The organism is Sphingobacterium sp. R2 (assembly GCF_040760075.1).
Lineage (GTDB): Bacteria > Bacteroidota > Bacteroidia > Sphingobacteriales > Sphingobacteriaceae > Sphingobacterium.
On the sequence record NZ_CP142884.1, the window covers coordinates 233,674 to 252,433 of the forward strand.

Genomic DNA, 18,760 nt, shown 5'->3' on the forward strand with positions numbered 1-18,760 from the left:
TTTTATATTTTTATTAAAAATACTTTTCAAAACAAACAAAATTATCAATGAAACACATGTTTGGTTAAAATAATCACACAAAAGATCAGCAGGTGGTCTAGACATTTATGATTACATTGGACTTATAATCAAATAACCCGGATATGGATCCAATCAGAACCTTTTACAGCGCGCTAGCGCTCACAGCAGAGGAATTGACTGCTATCACAGAAAAACATACGGCCATAACGGTCAAAAAGGGCGACTTTATATTGACCAAGGGGCAGGTTTCAAATGCTTACTACCTGATTGAGCAAGGACTCACACGTTCTTTTCTACATGATTACGATGGTAATGAAGTCACTACCGGATTTTGTATTGACAAGGAGGTCGTTATTGAAGTGGCGTCCTTTTTTCAACGTAGTCCAACGGTTGAAAATATTCAGGCACTTGTGGAAACCCGCCTTTGGAAAATAAAATTCGAAGATTTTCAGGAGCTCTTTCATCAGATTCCTGGATTTAGGGAATGGGGCCGATCCTGGATGGCCAACGAGCTTGTTCACAGTAAAAATAGAGCGATTGCGATGATTACCGAACCGGCAACGGCGCGCTATCTCCACCTCATGAAAGAAAAACCCCTATTGATACAGCAAGCACCACTCAAGCATATTGCCTCTTATCTGGGTATTACTGATACTTCTTTGAGTCGTATCCGCAAAGAAATTGCGCAAGGGAATTAGCCTTTTTCCTGACATGCGTGCTCTTTTTTTTAAACTTGCCTCAGGACAAGTTTTTTAAACAGGTTTCAGGTTATTTTTACTCGAGCTTTCCTGTCTACATGTAATCCGCTTCAATAGGATAGCAGGATGGAATATAGGAAGCCCAAAAAGTAATAGACATTCAAAACCAGAAATTATGGCAAAATTACACGCTTATTTGAATTTTAACGGAAACTGCGAAGAAGCTTTCAATTTTTATGAAAAAGTGTTCAACACCAAGAACCCCGGCTACATGCGCTACGGGGATATTCCTGCTGATCCACAAATGCCTCCTGTTCCAGACGAAGCGAAAAATAAAATCTGTCACACCGCCATTTCCATCAATGCAGATAGCATGCTGATGGGCGCTGATGTTGTTCCCGCTTTTGGACAACACTATATTCAAGGAAACAACAGCTATGTCATGCTCATGTGTGAAAGCAAGGCAGAGGCAAGAACATTATATGATGCGTTAACTACCGATGCAAAGTTGGTCGAAATGCCGCTCGGAGAAACATTTTTTGCCGAACTATACAGCGCTTTTCAAGACCAGTTCGGCATTTGCTGGATGGTTTACTTTGGTGGAAATAAAGAAGAAGATTGCGAAAGTAACGCTTAAGCCAACTGCTCATCAGATAACATTGGCAAAAAAGGGCAGTCATCTATCCCTACTGCCCTTTCTATTCGCTTGGTTTCGTTATCGTGTAGCACCTATGCTACCCACAGTAAAACATCTTGTTGTGGCAGTTTTGAAAAGACAAAATTGAAATGGCCATTCCACAGGCATCTCCGATTTTTGCCGCTACCACGTTAAATCTATTATTTTTCTACCAGTACTTTTTCCTCAAACAGGATCCCATCCCAGCCATTTGTCCTAAATTGACGAATGTTCTGATGGCCATCTCCGTCCGGATTATCGAGTACATGCTGATAATGCTCGGCAAAAAGGCGCAATGTATCTTCCTGGGAAAGATTATGCAACTGCGCAAAATAGAACACTTTTGCACTGCCTTGATTTTCTTCTTTTGAGTTTTTCAGCGTCCCATTCTGAAATGCACTGGGACTATAGCTGTAGTGATCGGCAATATGCGCCAATACTTCCTGAAACTGTAATTCGCTTCCTTTTAATTTAATCAATAATTCTGCTGTATTCATCTTGATGTTATACCTTTTAAAATCTATTCGAATTGAATTTCTGCACCATAAACCTGAATGAACAGGCATCAAACGCTCTTAAATAACGCCATGAAGTGAGCCTCCCTTTGCAGCAAGCCGATCCACACGTCTTTCCACCGCTTCGTCTTTGATCAAAGCCGGGGCATGGTGGGGTTTTGTTCGCGCATCAATAATCAAAGGACCTTCACAACCCCAATGTTTAAATTTTGTAAAACTATCAATTCCATAAATATCAAATGCAGGATTACTTCGGGTAAACGTTGTCCAAACAAAGTTATTGACAGTAGCAGCGGTAAAGTTCGCATCATCGCATAAAACGATCAATGGAAAACCTTCCCAGGAGCTTGCAGCGGCAGCGCGACACCATTCTTTGATAATTTTCGATTCATTCTCGTATGTTGAGAATGCCTGTCCATCGATCGCTATCACACCAGGTAGGACAAATTTTGCCTGATTGAAAGGTCGCGGCAGGTCAAAACCAGCCGGCAATTCACGGCCCAATGCTCTTTTCTTTGTACCAGCGGCAGCAAAAACCACCTTTGAACCGGCATTTAATCCATCTCCAGAATAGTCCAACGTATCGATAGTCGTATTGGTCTGAAAATGAACATCCCGAGTAAGGTCTATACGTTCAAGGATATGACCCAAAAAAGCCGGGATATCATATATATCCAATTGCGGATTATCTTCATGTGCTGAAATAAACAAATATTTAGCAAGGCTGAGCTGATTTTTACCCAGTATCTGATTGGCTATTGTTAAAATTTCCTGCGGTCGGTCCACACGCTGATAAGGCGTATATCGTTCAGAACCTATGGCGAAAAGCAAGGGGTGCACCCCAGCGGCATCAACAGCGTTAACAGCATGAAGGCCCGAAATCTCCTGTGGAATGGCAGCACCTGTAATTTCGTGGATTAAAGCGCCGAAGCTGGTATCTTCCTGCGGTGGACGCCCCACAACCGTAAAAGACCAAATCGGATTTTTCTTATGGTACACATTGTGTACTTTCATCAATGGGAACGGATGGGTCAGGCTATAATAGCCGATATGGTCACCAAAAGGACCCTCTGGCTTATTTTCATTCGGATAAACAGTACCTGTAATCACAAAGTCAGCATCTGCTGAAATACAAAACCCTTCGTTGTCATAGAAATAACGGAATCTTCTATTCCCCAATGCGCCCGCGAAAATCATCTCAGAAAGTCCTTCCGGCAATGGCATTACAGCAGCTAACGGATGTGCAGGGGGTCCACCGACAAAAATACTCACCTTTAGAGGTCTACCAAGTGCATTTGCCTTTGTTTGATGTATCCCTATGCCACGATGCAGCTGATAATGCAAACCAATTTCCTGATCCGGTAGATAATCGTTACCAGAAAGCTGAATCCTGTACATCCCGAGATTAGCCTGCATGATACCCGGTTTGCTGACATCTTCGGTATATACTTGCGGCATCGTCACAAAAGCACCACCATCCATGGGCCAGTTGACAATCTGCGGAAGTTTACTAATGGATGTCTTTCCATAAAGAATAGGAGCACCCGACTTCTTTTTCCAAGGTAGGGCACCTAACGCTGTCATAGATGAACCAATATATTGAAAAGGATTTTTCAGCACCGCTGCAGGATTCATTTTAACATCCACCAATTTCTTTAAGTGATCCAGCGAATCGCGAAACATAAATTTCGAACGTTCTAATGTACCAAACAAATTGGATACCGCAGGAAATGTGGTACCTTTGATATTTTCAAAATACAAGGCCGGTCCCTCAACATCAAATACCCGCATATGAATTGCAGCCATTTCGAGATAAGGATCAACCTCTTCTTTGATACGGATCAAATGTCCATGCTTTTCAAGATCCGCAACACATGCTTCTAAACTATTGTATCCCATATATTAAATCTGTTTCACCACGTCAATCCACAAATTTAACAGAATTATTGATTATACAGGATAAAAACAGTTATAACATACGAAAACACCTGTCTGAAAAACCGCGATAAAAACGATTGTTCTGAATCCCCTGAAAGGTACATTAGGTGTCTAAACAGACATAGGTTTTCAAAGGGGTAAATTCAAATGCTTGTATTTTCTGCCAAGTTGTATTATCGACATTCTTTTCATAATAAAGCACTCTTCTAAACTCATCGATATCTTCTTTATTGATATCATTCAATCGTGTTAACAGCAGTTTCGCAAAGAATTTATTCACACCTATCTCTTTTTTGGGGCGTTCGGAAGAGCAGTTCAGAAAATGGTAAAATAAGCCTCTAAAAGTCATTTCCTCGTTGCCGCCAAGGTAAATGACCTCGGATATAAAATTATTTTCCCAAGGCATTTCCCGCAACCAACGATATACATCGAGCAGGGGAAGTGGTCTAAATTTTAGGGAAGCTACCCAATTCCAATAAAATATAGTTTGCCGTCGGGCAAGCTTAGCAAATATTCGGTTCAGTACACTCTCTTTTCCCACCACACTGCTTTTGATCACAATGGTATATTTTACACGTAAATTTTCAAAAAGATTGCGCACGGGCTCCAGGAAATCTTCGTCCATTAGCCGCGCGACGTAAATAATACGATTATTGCCTGCCCGCTTACAAAGCTCCACGAAATTGCGCAGACCGAGCAATTCAAGCTGAAGCTGTATATCATTATCCAGCGAAGGGACTTGGGTAAAATAAATTCCAAAATTAATATCTGAGATTTCAAAATTCTCATAAGCCTCACCTTTCCGCAAGAGGTCAAGTTCAAAGAGCTTAGCCGTAACCTGTTCCTTCACGATCCTATTAAAAAGAGATAAGTTGCGGACTAATCCCGTCACATCAAAATCGCTGGATTGCAGATAACAGGATGCCCGTCGTCCCAAATAGGTATTTAGCCCGCTGATTAAAACCTTTTTCATTCGAATGCTCTATTTTATGGCTATGAAACCATCCCGATTTTATAATTCGTTCTCACTATATTGGCCATGAAACATGATCCTACCCCGCTAGTAAGCTGTGTTTACTCTGATTTTAGAACAGTAAAACGCCAAATAAGTTTAACACTAATTTTTATTTTTTCCGATAAAAAAGCCTACAACAGCTTTATGACAACCGTCATTGTCCTTTTTTTGTCAATTCATCAATTAATACTTTCAAGAATACAATATCCTTATATATTTGTAAATCTTCTGAAAATAGGCTGCACTAAAAAGTATTTATCTTCACCTCTATGGACAAAAGGGCTACAATGATCTGGTTTCGAAATGATTTAAGACTTCATGACAATGAAGTATTTTATCAAGCTTCTGAAAAAAGTTCATTTATTATCCCCGTATATTGTTTTGATCCGCGATATTTCGACCGAAATCAGTTTGGCAACTTGAAGACTGGTGTGCTGCGGGCGGCCTTTGTTATCGAAGCGGTTACGGCACTAAAAGAAAAATTAAAGAGCCATGGTAGCGACTTGTTGACTTATGTGGGCAAGCCCGAGGACATTATTCCTAGAATCGCACAAAAGTATCAAGTTCACGAAGTTTATCACCACCGCGAAGTAGCTCTTAGGGAGACCTCTATTTCCGAAAAAGTAGAAAGTGGACTTTGGAGCAGCAAAATAAATCTCCGTCATTTCATCGGTCATACCCTTTATCACAAAGAAGACCTTCCATTTCCAATTAAGGATATACCCAATGCTTTTTCTGTTTTCAAGAAAAAAGTTGAGCGGGAAAGTTTAGTTCGGCAACCGATTCCATTACCGACCAACTTCCTTACGCCACCCCATTTAGAGGACACCAAAATTCCCTCACTGAAAGACTTAGGTTATTCAGCGGAGGAGATCAAATCTGTTGACGACATTTACATTCTCGGAGGCGAAGACACCGCACTCAGTATTATGCATGCGTTATTGTCAACCTACCCAGAGACGGATCAGGATCCACTCATCCTCGGTCCTTTTATTGCCTCAGGCGCCCTATCCCCTATCCTTTTATATCAAAATATCAAAAAATTGGGTGAAGGTAAAAAGGACAAACGGTTTGAGAAGATTATTGACATCCTTCTTTGGCGTGATTATTTTAGGTTTATGCTAAAAAAATATCCGAATATATTTTTTAAATCGCAAGGCTTTACCACCAGTGCACCGCACTGTCTTCCAACCGCAGACGGCGATGACCAACGATTTGATAAATGGAAATCAGGCCGTACAGAACATGATTTTATAAATAGTGTGATGATTCAATTGCAGAAGACGGGCTACATTCCCTATCAAGCACGCTTTATTGCAGCCAGCTATTTGGTGCATGAGTACGGTGTCAATTGGCTTCGTGGAGCTTCTTGGTATGAGGAGCACCTGTTGGACTATTCTCCTGCCACCGTATATGGACAGTGGTCTCATGTCGCTGGCGTAGGTACGAGTGAAAAGGATAATAAGGCACTGGATTGGCAAAAATTGATTAAAACTCATTTCCCGAATGGGCTTCCAAAACTGGATGAAATAATGGTTAAATAAATCTTCGTCGGAAATAAATATTCCGACGGAAAAGGTCTTTTTAGCACCCCGGAATCTCCTTTAAAATCGTGCTAAAAATGTTAAGAATTGGATAGATTTATTGATTAAATTATTCAATTTCAGTATTAGAAACTCTTTTTTTATTCATAACTTTGACAAATTTCATAGTTTTAATTGTAAATGGACAATCTGACATATTTGAGTAATGCTGATTCGGCTTATGTCGATGGCTTATATCAATCGTACAAGCAAGATCCCCAATCGGTAGATTTCGGATGGCAAAAATTCTTTGAAGGTTTTGATTTCGGTCAAAATGCTGGTGGAACAACAAGTTCAGTAGGTGAAGCTACCCCTGAGCACGTTTTGAAAGAAATCAACGTGCTGAATATGATTAACGGCTACCGCGATCGTGGCCACCTATTCACACACACAAATCCTGTGCGTGAGCGACGTAAATACTATCCTGGCAAGGAGTTGGAGACATTTGGTCTTGCTGAAGCGGACATGAGTACCGTTTTCAATGCCGGTGTTGAAGTAGGATTAGGTCCAGCAACATTAAAAGACATCCGTCAATTGGTAGAGGATACTTACTGCCGTTCCATTGGTGCAGAATTCAAATATATCCGTAACCCAGAAAAAATTAAATGGTTACAGGACCGTATGGAAGCGGATCGTAACATGCCTAAATTCTCTCTAGATACCAAAAAGAGAATCTTGAACAAATTAAACCATGCTGTCGTATTCGAAAACTTTTTGGGTACTAAGTTTTTAGGTCAAAAACGTTTCTCACTTGAAGGTGCCGAAAGTTTAATTCCTGCGCTAGATTCTGTTATCGAAAAGGGAGCAGAAATCGGTATTCAGGAATTTGTTATTGGTATGGCTCACCGTGGCCGTCTCAATGTACTGACCAATATTATGGGTAAATCTTACAAGTCAGTATTCTCTGAATTTGAAGGTAAGACTTATGCCGACGATCCCGAAGTGAACTTTGGTGGGGACGTAAAATACCACTTGGGTTTCTCTTCTGAAGTCAAAACCAACGATGGCAAATCTGTTCACCTAAGTTTGGCTCCTAACCCTTCACACCTGGAAACGGTAGATCCAATTGTAGAAGGTATGGTACGTTCGAAAATCGACTTCAAATACGATGGAGATTCATCGAAAATTGCACCGATCATCATCCATGGTGATGCGGCAATTGCCGGCCAGGGTGTCGTGTATGAAGTAACCCAAATGTCTAAACTAGATGGTTACAAAACTGGTGGTACTGTACATATTGTCATCAACAACCAGATCGGATTTACAACAAACTATAAGGATGCCCGTTCGGGTACATATTGTACCGACGTTGCAAAAATCACTTCTTCACCCGTATTCCATGTCAACGGTGATGATGCTGAATCAGTGGTATACGCCATCAATTTAGCTGTAGAGTACCGTCAGAAATACAAAACTGACGTATTTATCGATCTTTTATGTTATAGAAGATTTGGACATAATGAGGCCGATGAACCAAAATTCACGCAGCCATTGTTGTACAAACTTATCGATAAGCATCCCAACCCGAAAGAAGTTTATGCTAAAAAATTAATTTCCGAAGGAAGTATTGACGAAGCATATTCCAAAACTATCGAGAAGGAATTTAAAGCTGCACTACAGACTAAATTTGAGGAATCTAAAACAGTTGAGGTATTGACTGAAGAGATTCCGATGTTTAAAGGTGCATGGGAAGGATTGCGTCCTGCTAAAAAGGGTGAAGTATTAACAACCTCCGATAAAACCAAAGTTGAAAAGGATTTATTTTTGAAATTAGCAAAAGAAATTACAACCTTACCTGCTGACAAAAAATTCTTCCGTAAGATTACGCGTTTATTTGAAGACCGTGCCAAAATGATCGATACCGATTCATACGATTGGGCAATGGGTGAATTGATGGCTTACGCGACATTATTGGATCAAGGTAACCGTGTACGTATCTCGGGACAAGATGTGCAACGCGGCACATTCTCACACCGTCATGCTGTATTAACGCTTGAAGATTCAGAAGAAAAATATGTTCCTCTAGCTCATGTGAAAGGGGGCGATAAATTCTCCATCTATAACTCCTTACTTTCCGAGTACGCTGTTTTGGGTTTTGAATATGGCTATGCATCCTCTAACCCCAATTCATTGACCATTTGGGAAGCGCAATTCGGAGATTTTTATAACGGTGCTCAAATCATTGTAGACCAATATCTATCCAGTGCGGAGACGAAATGGAAACGCTCCAACGGATTGGTGATGATGCTTCCTCACGGTATGGAGGGTCAAGGTCCTGAGCACTCTTCAGCACGTATCGAAAGATTCTTGGAGCTATGCGCAGATGAAAATATGATCTTAGCAAACTGTACTTTACCTGCAAACTACTTCCATTTGTTGCGTCGTCAACTGGTTCGCGAGTTCCGCAAACCATTGATTGTATTTACACCAAAATCATTGTTGCGTCATCCGAAAGTCGTGTCGCCTTTAAAAGACTTTACAGAAGGTGTTTTCCAGGAGGTAATCGACGATGTCAATGTTTCAGCAGAAGATGTTAAACGCGTATTGTTCTGTTCTGGTAAAGTGTACTACGACTTATTAGAAAAACAAGAGGCGGATAAGCGCAAAGATGTTGCTATCGTTCGTATCGAGCAGTTGTTTCCGATCCCTACAGATCAATTGAAAGCAATCCGCAAAAAATACACAAAAGCAAAAGAGTTTGTCTGGGTTCAGGAAGAAAACGAAAACATGGGCGCCTGGTCTTATTATTGCCGTAAACTCATGGGTACTGAAATTGCATTTACAGGTTTTGTTGCCCGTAAAGAAAGTGGAAGTACAGCTACGGGTTACATGAAACAACACGTTGCACAACAAGCAGCAATCTTAAATAAATCATTCGAATAAAAACAATTTAAAATCAATTGCGTCCTATAGCTAGGGCGCAATTGTCAATAAATAACAATATATATGAGCTTAGAAATTAAAGTACCAACCGTAGGTGAATCAATCACGGAGGTAACCTTATCACAATGGTTGAAACAAGATGGCGATTATGTGGAGATGGATGAAAACATCGCCGAACTGGAATCAGACAAAGCAACGTTTGAATTACCAGCTGAAAAAGCGGGTATCTTAAGAATCATTGCACAAGAAGGTGATACTTTAGAAATCGGTGCTGTTGTTTGTACAATTGAAGAGGGTGATGCCCCTACAGGCGATTCAGCTCCAGCTGCTGCCCCTGCTAAGGAAGCATCATCAACTGCTGCTCCAGCGGCTGCCGCGAAAGACGAAGATCCAGATAGCTATGCTGCTGGTACAGCTTCTCCTGCTGCTGCAAAAATCTTAAGAGAAAAAGGAATTGATGCTTCTACAATAAAAGGAACAGGGAAAGAAGGCCGTATCACTAAAGAAGATGCCGAAAAAGCTCAACCTGTTGCTAAAGCTGCGGCACCTGCGGCAAAACCTGCTGCTGCTGCTGCACCAGCTGCCCCAGTCGCTGGTTCTAGAAATGAACGTCGTGAGAAATTATCTTCCTTACGTAAAACGATCGCAAAACGTTTAGTCGCGGTTAAAAATGAAACAGCGATGTTGACAACATTCAATGAAGTCAATATGCAGCCGATCATGGATTTACGCGCCAAATATAAAGATACTTTTAAAGAGAAATTTGGTATTGGTCTTGGCTTCATGTCATTCTTTACTAAAGCAGTAACCACTGCGTTAGCTGAATGGCCTGCTGTCAATGCACGTATCGAAGATAACGAGATTGTATATTCTGATTTCGCAGATGTTTCAATCGCGGTTTCTGCCCCTAAAGGATTGGTAGTTCCAGTTATTCGTAATGCAGATGCCATGTCATTGGAGCAGATCGAAAAAGCAATTGCTGCTTTAGCGGGTAAGGCACGTGACAACAAATTAACGATCGATGAAATGACCGGTGGTACATTTACAATTACCAACGGCGGTGTATTCGGATCAATGATGTCTACGCCGATCATCAACGCGCCACAATCGGCAATCTTGGGTATGCACAACATCATCCAACGTCCTATTGCTGAAAATGGTCAGGTGGTGATCCGTCCAATGATGTATATTGCACTTTCTTATGATCACCGCATCATCGATGGTCGTGAATCAGTTAGCTTCTTGGTTCGTGTAAAACAATTATTGGAAGATCCAGCTCGTTTATTGTTGGGTGTTTAAACCTCAATAAAATTGGAAATATAAAAGACCTATGCTTTGCGGCATGGGTCTTTTTTTTAGCAAGATAGCCAATTTATACCTATCGAACCCATCTGCTCGCTCTGATCGGAACAATAGCGCTGCTATACCTTCATATCCGATGTAGCTATCTAAAAGCCCGAAGTCACAAAAACCGTTTTGCATCGCTAATTGGGAACCTGATTGTACCAAGTTCCTTCTAATTATTACCGACAGAATCATCCGATTTAAGTCCTGCAAATAATAGATGCTATTTTTTAAAAGTTAGCTTGTTTTCAATCATACGGTTGTTATACTGTTGAATAAAAGCTTTCATCTTGGTCTCCATCGTATCCAATACAGCGGGATGCTGTTTCAGCAGATCCTGTTTCATCAATCGGTCCTTCTTTAGATCGTAAAATGATGTCACTTTCAAGCCGTCATACGACATCATATAATCTTTATAGTAGAGGTTATAGCTTCCTGAGTTATTATTAAGCACAAAATTATCCTTACCCGATTTGAAAGCATCCGACCCGAATGCAAAATACGGTTCATCGTAGTGCAGATAATTTAAAATCGTCGGCATAATATCAATTTGTTGCACCAGCTTATCTGCTTTACCCACCAGATTATCGCCTGGCGCATAGAATATGATTGGAATCTGAAAGCCTCCAGCTGTGGTCTGATATTCCGGCAGGTAGCTTACAGTAGCATGGTCTGCACAAATCACGAACACGGTGTTGTTGTACCACGGCATTTTAGATGCTGTGGCAAAAAATTCGCGCAGCGCATTATCGGTATATCCGATGGGCTCTTGTACAGGCAAAGGTCCTTTGGGAAATTTTCCCTGATATTTTTCGGGTACTTTAAAGGGATGATGTGAGGATAATGAGAAGAAACTGGCGAAAAATGGCTGATGAAAAGTATTGATCTTGTTTGCTACAAACTGCAAAAAAGGTTCATCCCAAATTCCCCATATGCCATCAAAGTCCGCATCATTGTTATATTCATTCTTACCAAAATAATGCTGAATGCCGGCCAATTTCATATAAGCCGAAAATCCCATACTTCCATTAGGTGCGCCGTGGAAAAATGCCGTCTCATACCCCTTCTTACCCAACAGCTTCGCTAAGCTCGTGGTTTCATTGCCCGAATATATCGAAAGTACAAAAGGTTCACCTATCGAAGGAATGCCGGTAATCACGGATGGTAATGCATCAATTGACTTACGCCCATTGGCATACGTATCTGTAAAAGTGTACGCATGGCGGATCAATGAATCCAAAAAAGGCGTGTAACCTTTGTACTTTCCACCTTGAATATCTTTGTTCAATTCACCAAAATGCTCTTTTGCAAAACTTTCCAAAATCAGAACGACGACATTCTTCTTTGTAAAAGGCTGTTCCTTTTTGGGTAGATGAATAGGATTGTATATCTGTTGAAGCTCCTGTTCGGAATAATAATGCACCGGTTTAAGACTGACAGCCTTTAATGTTTTTAATATACTAAATGGCGTGTTCAGTACGATATTCATTTCCTCTGGAGTTTCCACATAATCTCCGGCATTGCTTAACGTAATGGGACGCGTGCTATGGGCCCATCCTCCACGTACCCCGCCGATGAAAAGAAAGGCGGTCAATAGAAACAAAGGTACTTGGATCAAAAATGACTTCCAGTTATATTTCGTGATCTTTTCCAGCTGAATAAGCTGATAGGATCTCATCAGGCCATACACGATAAGAGCCAATAGTACGATAAGATACCAATAGTCCAAACAAAAATCAAAGGCTAGCTTCACCAAGTTAGATTCATTTGAAAATTGATCGATTACTGTGCCCGTGGTTCTTTTGAGTGTAAAGGGATAATAGGCAAAATCAATCAGGTTCAAGGCTATTCCGATTGAATTGACCACAACGAATATCCATTTGGCAACTTGCTGATAAATCCGGTTATCCTTAAACGGTCCCGGGACAGTCATCATTACAATATAAAGAATATTTAAATAGAGCAGTGCTACAATGTCGAAACGCACACCACCGGCAAACATCACCAGGAGCTTACCCGCATCGACGTGCGGAAATAAGGAGGCATTGCTGCCATAAAACCCCAATCTTAACAACGCATAAATGACCAAAAGAAAGATAAAACGAATTGCGACAGCAAAATACGGTGCAAGTACTCCTTTTAATTTCATAGTCCTAATATTTTAAAAATTCACGATATACGTCTTGATAATACGCTTTACCGATATTCAACAAACTATCTGTTTTGCTTACTGGATATTCCTTGTTCGACCTATAGTTGATTATCCTTCCCACGTTATCAAAAGAAACCGCTTGCTCTGGAGTAATTACTCCAAAGGCATCTTTGGAATTATAAAAGGCAATTTGAGGTGTGGTTGGATTGAACAAATCCCGGCTCCAATGGTAACGTTCGGTTGGAAGTTTCAATTGTGTCAATAACGTTGCAGCTAAATCTGTCTGGTTGCCAATTCTGCTGAAAATTTTCCCCCGAAACTCGGGCTTGATAACATCTCCGAAAAAAATCAATGGAATATGAAACCGATTGGGATGAAATAGTTCCCATTTTTCTGAAGGAAGGCGGTGTCCATGATCAGCTACAATAACAAAAAGAGTATTCTTATACCAAGCTTCCTTTTTGGCTTTAGCGATAAAGTCATACACCACTGAATCCGTATAATATGCTGTGCTTCTAAACTTATCTGCATTGGTAGCATTGCCAAATTTATAACCATTTTTCAAATCGAATGGCTCGTGGTTGACCAAGGTAAAGATCGTCGAAAAGAAAGGCTGTTTTTCCTTTTTAAAGTCCTTGATCATCCGATTAAACACCACATGATCGTATACCCCCCAAGAGGCACGTTCAGCATCCAAGCCAAAATTAGCATTATCGACAACTCTAGCGATCCCATGGGTGAGCATATACGATTTAAAATTGTAAAACTCACTTTGTCCACCGTGGTAAAAAGATGTTTCGTAACCTGCATGATCGAGCTCCTGCCCAATTGCAGGCATATTTTCATGCTTATCAATATATTTAATAATACTTTCAGGCCCTTGTGCAGGAAAGCCACTCAATATCGCCACCATTCCTTTGTCAGATCGATCAGCAGCAGAGTAAATATGGTCAAACAAAATCCCCCCTTTGATCAACTCTTCCATGTGTGGTGTAATTCCCTTCTCCCCCCCGAGGGACTGGATAAGGTCGCCGACAAAACTTTCTAACATAATAAAGACCACATTGGGCCGAGTCGTTGTAAGCACCTGAACCGCCGAATCCGGCTGATGCTGAAAGGCAGGCCGTAGTTTCTCTGCGATCTCTTTCTGATCGCTATAGTAACTATATGGGTTTTTCAGTTTGGTATTTTTAGCAAAGAAATCGCGTAAAAAAGCCCATTGCGTATTGACTGCCGCATGGTTATAAAAGGTATCTTCCGAATAATAAGCTTTACTGGGGTTTAATGTTGCCCGCCCATAACCACCGCGAATAAATGTGAAGAGAACAAAAATTCCGACGACCAATTTAAAGATATTACCGACCGGAGATGTGATATTGAAAAAAAACACCTTTTTAAACATCCAGCGGTACAAAAAATAGCCACACAATATGCCGATCAGCATGCCGACGATGGGGAGAAATACCGGTGTGGCTTCTGCCGAAGCTACAGCCCCTGAAGGTGAGGCCAAAAAAGAATCGATAGCGCGTTTGGAGATCTTGTCGCCCCATTCCCGATAGATATTGATGTTGATAAAGCTTGTCACAAAAAACAAAACCAGCACAATGATGGTATAGATATCCAAGATCCGCCTTTTGGGTTTGAGCTTTGGAAAAAAACTTAATATACAATACACAAGGAACGGTAGTGCACATATATAAGAAACAGCCGAGAAATCCAAATTGAGGCCATGATAGTAAATTCTGAAAACCTCTGTAATATTGGAAAAACCAATTTTCTCAAAAAAAGCAGTAACAAAAATCAATCTATCTATAAAACAGATAATTAACCAGAATAGAAAATACTGTGTTAAAGCTCTCAACTCTTTAGCAAATCGTTGCATTCTTTCGCGTAAAAATAAAACAGGCAAATTTACATTAATTTAAATGAAATACAGGCTAATTACATAGTAATATGAATAAAAGATTAAAAAATTATAAAGTATCCTGAGATAGAATACCGCATAAATAGCAAACTCTTCTGCCAAAGGAGGATGGTGTTTGAATGAATTGCCGATACGTGATGGATAGCATCTTTTTGTTTGCGCACAAGATCAGCTGATACCTAAGGAAAATAACATAGAAATACTTACTTTTGTGTTCCTTAAAAGTTTGAATAGAAAATTTAAAATGAGCATAGCGAAAACTTATAATCCAAAAGAAGCTGAAGAAAAATGGTACAGCTATTGGAAAGCGAACGGATTTTTCCGTTCTACCCCAGACGAACGTGAACCTTACACGATTGTGATGCCTCCTCCAAACGTCACTGGGGTGTTGCACATGGGGCATATGCTAAATAATACCATTCAAGATGTTTTGATTCGCCGGGCACGTATGCAAGGAAAAAACGCCTGTTGGGTACCGGGTACGGATCACGCCTCCATTGCTACTGAAGCCAAGGTCGTCGCTATGTTGAAAGAACAAGGAATTGACAAACGATCGTTATCCCGCGAAGATTTCTTAAAGCACGCTTGGGAATGGAAAGAGAAATATGGTGGTATTATTCTGAAACAATTGGAAAAACTTGGTGCTTCCTGTGACTGGGATCGCACGCGCTTTACGATGGACCCAGAATTGTATCAATCTGTTATCCGCGTATTCGTGGATCTGTATAATAAAGGATTGATTTATCGGGGCTACCGCATGGTCAATTGGGATCCGGAAGCAAAAACAAATATTTCCGACGAAGAAGTTATTTATAAAGAGAAAAATGGTAAATTATATCACCTAAAATATCAGGTTGACGGTACTGATCAATACATTGTTGTTGCAACAACCCGTCCCGAAACAATTTTTGGTGATACAGCGGTCTGTATCAATCCCGACGATGAACGCTACACCTGGTTAAAAGGAAAGCAAGTCATTGTACCGATCGTAGGCAGAAAAGTGAACATCATTGAAGATGAATATGTAGATTTGGAGTTTGGTACCGGTTGTCTAAAAGTTACTCCAGCACACGATGTAAACGACTATGCGCTCGGCAAAAAGCACAACTTGGAATTTGTCGACATCTTTACCGATGAAGCAAAACTAAACGACAATGGCCTGCATTACGCTGGTATGGATCGTTTTAAAGTCCGGAAAGAAATTGAGAAAGAGCTTGAGGAAAAAGGGTTATTGGAAAAAGTCGAGAACTATACCAATAATGTTGGGACTTCAGAGCGAACAGGTGCGGTGATCGAGCCCAAAATCTCCAATCAGTGGTTCCTTAAAATGGAAGACCTTGCAAAACCGGCTTTGGATAATGTCATGGATGATACCATCAAATTTCATCCGACAAAATTCAAAAATATTTACCGCAATTGGATGGAGAATGTGACCGACTGGAATATCTCAAGACAATTGTGGTGGGGCCACCAAATACCGGCATATTTCTATGGCGAGGGCAACGAAGAATTTGTGGTTGCACAAACCGTTGAAGAAGCACTTGTATTAGCGCAGGAAAAATCAGGTAATGCAACGCTTCAATTGACCGATCTACGTCAAGATGAGGATGTGCTTGATACCTGGTTTTCAGCTTGGCTATGGCCAATTTCAGTCTTCAATGGTATAAACGAACCAGAAAATGCAGAAATCAACTACTATTACCCTACGCAAGATTTAGTCACTGCCCCAGACATCATTTTTTTCTGGGTAGCACGTATGATCGTTTCAGGATATGAATTCCGCGGACAATTGCCTTTTGAAAATGTTTATTTTACTGGGATTGTACGGGACAAACTCGGCCGCAAAATGTCCAAATCGCTGGGCAACTCACCTGATCCAATTGATTTGATGAACGAATACGGTGCCGATGCGACTAGAATGGGGATGTTATTGACTGCTCCGGCAGGTAATGACCTTCCATTCGATGTTGAACTCTGTGTACAAGGACGTAATTTTGCCAATAAGATCTGGAATGCTTTCCGCTTGGTTAAAGGCTGGGAAATTACAGCTACTCCGGCTTCAGATTCAGATAAGATTTCGGCATCTTGGTTCGAAGCAAGGTTAAATCAAGCTCTGGTCGATATCGAAGAAAACTTCAAACACTATCGTCTATCAGATGCATTGATGACAACCTACAAATTGGTATGGGATGACTTCTGTGCTTGGTACCTAGAATTAGTGAAACCGGCTTATGGCTGCCCTATTTCTGGCGAAACCTTAGCAACAGTAAAATCATTTTTTCAACGTATCCTCACATTGGTGCATCCTTTCATGCCTTTCCTAACAGAAGAATTGTGGCATGACGAACTGTTCGGTGTGAAAGACGAGAAAGATTGCATTATCGTAGCCCCTTATCCTACAGCGAATGATTTTGATGAGCAACTGATCAAAGATTTCGCTATCGCTCAACAGATTATTTCGGAAGTTCGGAATATTCGCAATTCTAAAGGTATCTCCCCTAAAGTTGCTTTACCGTTAGCGATCAATCAACAATCGGACGTCAACCTGGAGCAATATATTGCTATCATCACCAAGATTGCAAACTTGGAGGGTGTGACTTTTGTTTCCGAGAAAATAACTGGTGCAGCAAGTTTCCTTGCCGGCAAAGACGAATGTTATGTTACGTTGGAAAATAATATTGATGCGGATGCTGAACGTGAGCGTATCGAGAAAGAATTGGAATACCTAAAAGGTTTTCTTGTATCTGTAGACAAAAAGCTTTCCAATGAACGATTTGTGCAAAATGCTAAACCTGAAATTGTCGAAAACGAGAAAAGCAAAAAAGCGGATGCAGAAGCTAAGATTAAAATCTTGCAAGAAAGTTTACTGGCATTAGGATAATACCTAAACAATACAGCTGATCAGGTCCCGTGTAATCCACGGGACCTTTTTTTGTTAACGCGAAATTCGCCCTTCCTTCGCCCTTTCTTCGGCGTTCGTTCGGTACTTGCTCGGTGTTTATTCGGTGCTTGCTCGGTTGTGACCGAAGAAATACCGTACGAGTACGAAGTATATCCGACAAATGAGCGTGCGAAGACTGGAGCTGGTATCACTGATTTATGAACGGTAAGCGGGGTAAATTCCCATGTTAGTACTGGTTGTATCATTTCAAGGATTCTCTAAAAGAGTTTCATAAATAAGGTAGTTTTTTTTCGCAAGCGATTCCGCTGTAGTTTAAAATTGACTTCGAGTGGAACAATACCGGAAAGTTTATCCTAATTCTGTAAAAAATGAATAACTTTATAATAGTGAACTTAAATTATACTAATATGGGATTTAAAGAAACATTTCAGATTAACGGTGAAAACCTTTTGCAGAAAATCAAAGAAATTATTGCGGAGGGCAACGTAAACAAAATTACTATCTCGGACAAGCATGGAAAGGAGATCATGAGCTTTCCTGTGACAGTTGGAGCCATAGGCTTGATCTTAGCGCCTGTTTTTGCAGCGATTGGAGCAGTAGCAGCATTACTTACAGAGTGTACCATTACTGTGGAACGCAATAGCCAAAAGGACGACAACAACAACGGAGACAACAGTACGGATCCACCAACCACAATAACAGTGAACTAATCAACTCAGATTGCCTGCTATGAAAATCTTAAAAAATATACTTTGTGTTTTGTTCGCCTTGCTATTCATTCATGCGGGTCTGGATAAACTTTTTCATTATATGCCTGCTCCACCAATGGATATGGACATGAAAAAGGTATTTGAGGCTTTTAACACTATAAAATGGCTAATGCCACTGGTTGGAATTATCGAGCTCATTGGCGGTTTACTATTTATTTTCACAAAGACACGAACGTTGGGTGCTTTGATCATCTTCCCGATTCTTATTGGGATTTTTACCCATAATATGATTTTCTATAGTCAACAGGGATTAATTATTTGGGCTGTACTTTTTATCATCTGGGTTTGGGTAGTTTTCGAAAACTGGGGAAAGTATAAAAAATTGCTTGTATGATTGCC

The 18,760-nt window shown here is 40.6% G+C and carries 13 protein-coding genes; 8 read left to right on the forward strand and 5 right to left on the reverse strand.

All coding sequences use genetic code 11. From position 1 onward, the window contains the following. Positions 1-143 precede the first annotated feature (143 nt). Together VXM68_RS01060 and VXM68_RS01065 are read left to right on the forward strand one after the other, a co-directional pair. Complete coding sequence (locus VXM68_RS01060) at positions 144-719, forward strand: Crp/Fnr family transcriptional regulator (protein WP_367210198.1); 576 nt, start codon at positions 144-146, stop codon at positions 717-719. Between the two features lie 175 nt (positions 720-894). Continuing rightward, the gene (locus tag VXM68_RS01065; RefSeq protein WP_294187397.1) at positions 895-1,356 is read left to right on the forward strand and encodes a VOC family protein; all 462 of its coding nucleotides are present in this window, start codon (positions 895-897) and stop codon (positions 1,354-1,356) included. A gap of 200 nt (positions 1,357-1,556) precedes the next feature. On the opposite strand, the gene VXM68_RS01070 is transcribed toward VXM68_RS01065, so the two are convergent. The 3 genes from VXM68_RS01070 to VXM68_RS01080 all read right to left on the reverse strand — a co-directional run bounded on the left by VXM68_RS01070 (position 1,557) and on the right by VXM68_RS01080 (position 4,821). After that, positions 1,557-1,892 carry a HopJ type III effector protein gene (locus tag VXM68_RS01070; RefSeq protein WP_293956570.1) on the reverse strand — a complete coding sequence of 112 codons (336 nt, stop codon included), beginning with the start codon at positions 1,890-1,892 and terminating at the stop codon, positions 1,557-1,559. A 78-nt stretch (positions 1,893-1,970) separates the two neighbouring features. Beyond that, positions 1,971-3,809, reverse strand: coding sequence for a UbiD family decarboxylase (locus VXM68_RS01075; protein WP_367210199.1), 1,839 nt, complete (start codon positions 3,807-3,809; stop codon positions 1,971-1,973). A 142-nt stretch (positions 3,810-3,951) separates the two neighbouring features. Next, positions 3,952-4,821: a hypothetical protein gene (locus tag VXM68_RS01080; protein WP_367210200.1), complete on the reverse strand. Its 870-nt coding sequence runs from the start codon at positions 4,819-4,821 to the stop codon at positions 3,952-3,954. Positions 4,822-5,132: 311 nt separating this feature from the next. Here VXM68_RS01080 and VXM68_RS01085 point away from each other — a divergent pair, with 311 nt between their 5' ends. The 3 genes from VXM68_RS01085 to odhB all read left to right on the forward strand — a co-directional run bounded on the left by VXM68_RS01085 (position 5,133) and on the right by odhB (position 10,628). Further along, positions 5,133-6,407 (forward strand): deoxyribodipyrimidine photo-lyase, encoded by a 1,275-nt coding sequence (locus tag VXM68_RS01085; protein WP_367210201.1) that lies wholly within the window; start codon positions 5,133-5,135, stop codon positions 6,405-6,407. A 180-nt stretch (positions 6,408-6,587) separates the two neighbouring features. Then, positions 6,588-9,329: a 2-oxoglutarate dehydrogenase E1 component gene (locus VXM68_RS01090; RefSeq protein ID WP_367210202.1), complete on the forward strand. Its 2,742-nt coding sequence runs from the start codon at positions 6,588-6,590 to the stop codon at positions 9,327-9,329. A 63-nt stretch (positions 9,330-9,392) separates the two neighbouring features. Then, positions 9,393-10,628, forward strand: coding sequence for a 2-oxoglutarate dehydrogenase complex dihydrolipoyllysine-residue succinyltransferase (gene odhB, locus VXM68_RS01095; RefSeq protein WP_293956575.1), 1,236 nt, complete (start codon positions 9,393-9,395; stop codon positions 10,626-10,628). 268 nt (positions 10,629-10,896) lie between these two features. Here odhB and VXM68_RS01100 read toward each other — a convergent pair whose 3' ends face one another. Together VXM68_RS01100 and VXM68_RS01105 are read right to left on the reverse strand one after the other, a co-directional pair. Next, entirely contained in the window at positions 10,897-12,822 is a 1,926-nt protein-coding gene (locus tag VXM68_RS01100) for an LTA synthase family protein (RefSeq protein ID WP_367210203.1), read from the reverse strand. Between the two features lie 4 nt (positions 12,823-12,826). Then, the gene (locus VXM68_RS01105) at positions 12,827-14,449 is read right to left on the reverse strand and encodes an LTA synthase family protein (RefSeq protein ID WP_367210204.1); all 1,623 of its coding nucleotides are present in this window, start codon (positions 14,447-14,449) and stop codon (positions 12,827-12,829) included. A gap of 544 nt (positions 14,450-14,993) precedes the next feature. Between VXM68_RS01105 and VXM68_RS01110 the strand changes: the two genes are divergently transcribed. The 3 genes from VXM68_RS01110 (at position 14,994) to VXM68_RS01120 (ending at position 18,755) form a co-directional block, all read left to right on the forward strand. Next, positions 14,994-17,630 carry a valine--tRNA ligase gene (locus tag VXM68_RS01110; protein ID WP_293956579.1) on the forward strand — a complete coding sequence of 879 codons (2,637 nt, stop codon included), beginning with the start codon at positions 14,994-14,996 and terminating at the stop codon, positions 17,628-17,630. Positions 17,631-18,058: 428 nt separating this feature from the next. Beyond that, positions 18,059-18,361 carry a DUF4342 domain-containing protein gene (locus VXM68_RS01115; protein ID WP_293956580.1) on the forward strand — a complete coding sequence of 101 codons (303 nt, stop codon included), beginning with the start codon at positions 18,059-18,061 and terminating at the stop codon, positions 18,359-18,361. Positions 18,362-18,380: 19 nt separating this feature from the next. Next, positions 18,381-18,755 (forward strand): DoxX family membrane protein, encoded by a 375-nt coding sequence (locus tag VXM68_RS01120; RefSeq protein WP_293956581.1) that lies wholly within the window; start codon positions 18,381-18,383, stop codon positions 18,753-18,755. Positions 18,756-18,760: the final 5 nt, after the last annotated feature.